Annotated in this window: 3 protein-coding genes; 2 read left to right on the top strand and 1 reads right to left on the bottom strand. The window is 48.3% G+C overall.

What is annotated here, in order from left to right; genetic code table 11:
• Positions 1–202: 202 nt before the first annotated feature.
• Both ACP5SG_RS09590 and ACP5SG_RS09585 read left to right on the top strand, forming a co-directional pair.
• Positions 203–1,411, top strand: coding sequence for a hypothetical protein (locus ACP5SG_RS09590; protein ID WP_428124061.1), 1,209 nt, complete (start codon positions 203–205; stop codon positions 1,409–1,411).
• Between the two features lie 358 nt (positions 1,412–1,769).
• Positions 1,770–2,369, top strand: a complete 600-nt coding sequence (locus ACP5SG_RS09585) for a Crp/Fnr family transcriptional regulator (protein WP_428124073.1) — start codon at positions 1,770–1,772, stop codon at positions 2,367–2,369.
• Here ACP5SG_RS09585 and ACP5SG_RS09580 read toward each other — a convergent pair.
• The coding region (locus ACP5SG_RS09580) for a BRCT domain-containing protein (protein WP_428124068.1) at positions 2,366–2,524 on the bottom strand (159 nt) is incomplete at its 5' end. The two genes, ACP5SG_RS09585 and ACP5SG_RS09580, sit on opposite strands and share 4 nt — an antisense overlap.

Below are 2,524 nucleotides of genomic sequence, written 5' to 3'. Positions count from 1 at the left end.
TGAACATACAGGGCGTCCCTGATGGAGCGGCCGCGCAGCAGACAGGCCAGCCTCAGGCTCAAAGGCAGGGCCAGGCCCAGGGCAAGGTCGAAAAGGCCAAAGACAGCAATGATGGCAGCTGGTTCAAGTTGAGATGGGCCGCCCCCAAAAGGGAAGACTAGCTAGGCCCTTAAGTCTAATGGCGATGTCGAGATGGACCCCCATGAAGCCCTTTCCCGGGAAAGGGCCGGACGGAGACCCCTGCGCCCGTCGTTCAGACTTGGCAGACCTGGCCATACTGAACCAGTATCTGGAGCGTTTCACCAGCATGTCAAAGCGGCTGAGCCATCTGCCCGGTCAGGGCCGGGCATGGATCGCCCACGTTGATGCGCTCAAAAGCCTTGTAGCCATTTTGTTTGTTGGCAGAGGCGATTTTGAAACAATAGATCAACTTTCCAGCGATCGTTTTTTTGCCGAGTCTCTCGGGCTCAAAGAAATCCCTTCAGAGTCCGCGCTAAGGCGGCACCTGGAAGAATATGCCGAACCCCTCGGCGCTGTTGCAGATATCTGTATTACTGAATTTTTTAAACGCGCAAGTATCCCTCTTGATAACTTGCCGGATGGCCATGTTACTTTGGATATCGGCGTGTTGCCCATGGCTGACCCATGCTCCTTCCTGGGAAGGGCGCGGTGGGGCCATGTCTGCAAAAATCTTCGAGATTTAATCCCTGTGGTTGCCTGTCTGTCCATGAGGAAATGGGCCCTGACCACAGGGCTTCTCGGACGAAGCAATGACGAATTCGCCGCATTTCTTGCCAGGGTGATTGACAAGGCGCAATGGCTGACAGACGCCCCTCTGCTTATTCGCATGGACGATGTCTGCGGGGCGTGGGATGCATGCAAGGCGCTATCCAAATGTAACCAGGCGGACTACATACTGAAATGGAATTGCCACGATCAAAACCTGCCCCTCTGGTACCGCCGGGCCTTTACTGAAGGCAGGGTCAACACATCCTGCCCTGGCAAAGAGGTGGCGCTTTTAAGCGTGGAAGATCAACACAGCCGGGATAATGAAGACGGGACCCAGCACAAGGCCGGTGCGCGGCTGGTGATCATGGTGACCAAATACACCACTGATAAGTCAGGGGCGACACTGCTGGTGCCAGAGGTCAAACTTGAGGGGTGGTGGACCTCGCTGCGGCTCTCTGAAGAGGCTGTCATCGCCCTTTATCAAGATCACCTGGCCCAGGGGCGGCACATAAGTAGATTTAAAAATGAAACAGGCCTGGATCGGTTCATCTCTTCCATGCCATCTGTGAACCAGGTGATTCTGGCCAGTGCTGCGCTCGCCTGCAATATCCGGCATCTCATATATCAACCGGGTTTTATGATTGAGGAACCATCACCATCCGCGGAATCAAACGCCCCCTGATCAAACTTTAAATCTCTCCTTTTATTCAACTAATTGGCAATAGACCCTGCTATATTTTATAACCAGACCCCCGATAAGGGCGTTCGGGAGTAACGAATAAATTATTTTTGATAACATGTTGTATAAATTTTTGTTTATTGTATCATATTGACACATATTTTAATTTTTAATATAAAAATTTTTTGTTGCGCAACAAAAAAACAACCCTTTGTAGTCAAGATCAAATTGGCTTTTATGAATCTGATTATTAAAAATAAATCGCAGTTAAAGAAGGATTGCATCGATGATTTTCTTGTAAGCATCCCCACGTTTGCAGGTCTAAGCGAACAGGCTTTAGCTGAAATAAAGGCGCACCTATATAAAAAAATTTTCAAAGGGAAAACTGATATATCAAGAGGGAGATGCGGTCAATATCCTTTATATAGTTGAAATGGGCAAGATAGAGATATATAAGACCAATTCCGACGGTAAAAAATTTACGATCTGGTTTATCAAGCCCAGGGAATTTTTCTGTCTTGCGATGATGCTGTATGGGGTTGCCTTTGCAAATGCAGAGGCGGTGCAGAATACCATGGTGTATTGTTTAAACAAAAAAGATTACGAGGCGGTCATAAACAAATATCCAGAGATTTCAGCCAGACTTTTGCAGTGTCTTGCCGGCAAGATGGTCGGCTATTCAGGCCTGGTGGAAAAGTCGGTATTTTTTAAGGCCCAATCCCGTATTGCATCGATACTTATCAACCATCATTCTATTGACAAACAAGGCGTACCTGTTTGTCAGCTCTCCCAAAACGAAATCATGTCCCTCGCAGGCATAGCCCGTGAAACCGTCTCTCGAATGTTGAGGAAATTCAAGGAAGAGGGCCTGGTAAGCGTAAGCCGCTGCAATATCCACATACAAGATATGGAGCGGCTGAAGAATAAATTGCTGGAGGGAAGCGGGTCTGATTTATTTTAAAAATGTGTCTTCTGCACAAGCTCAAGAAACTCATCCTCATTTATAATTTTGATCCCGAGCTCCATTGCCTTTTTGAACTTTGATCCAGGATTCTCGCCGGCCACAAGATAGGAGGTGCCTTTGCTTACTCCCGATGCGGTTCGCCCGCCAAGCCT

It is taken from the genome of Dissulfurimicrobium sp. (assembly GCF_049968175.1).
GTDB lineage: Bacteria > Desulfobacterota > Dissulfuribacteria > Dissulfuribacterales > Sh68 > Dissulfurimicrobium > Dissulfurimicrobium hydrothermale.
This window is presented reverse-complemented; position numbering and strand designations above follow the sequence as displayed.

Coding starts and splice junctions, on each gene's coding strand:
- ACP5SG_RS09590 (WP_428124061.1), top strand. CDS start 203: ATGAAGCCCTTTCCCGGGAAAGGGCCGGACGGAGACCCCTGCGCCCGT.